1 protein-coding gene is annotated in these 244 nt (G+C 62.7%); it reads left to right on the top strand.

The features are described 5' to 3' along the window. Nucleotides 1-244, top strand: a 244-nt coding sequence (locus EOD29_RS34235) for an ATP-binding protein (protein ID WP_164764064.1), incomplete at both ends; no start/stop codon positions are given.

Raw genomic sequence — 244 nt, 5'->3', positions numbered from 1 at the left:
GACAGTACATCTCGATCAAGGACAACGGCCCTGGCATTCCGGAAGAAGAGATTCCCGTCGTCCTGTCGGCCTTCGGCCAAGGCTCGATCGCCATCAAGAGCGCCGAACAGGGCACCGGCCTCGGCCTGCCGATCGTCCAGGCGATCCTTGCCAAGCATGACGGACAGTTCCTGCTGAAATCGAAGCTGCGCGAGGGCACCGAAGTTATCGCCATCCTGCCCGCCAGGCGCGTGCTCCAGAGCCT

The sequence above is a fragment of the Mesorhizobium sp. M1A.T.Ca.IN.004.03.1.1 genome, assembly GCF_003997555.1.
Taxonomy (GTDB): Bacteria; Pseudomonadota; Alphaproteobacteria; order Rhizobiales; family Rhizobiaceae; genus Mesorhizobium.
The sequence above is the reverse complement of the archived record's forward strand: the minus strand, read 5'-3'. Positions and strand labels throughout refer to the sequence as shown.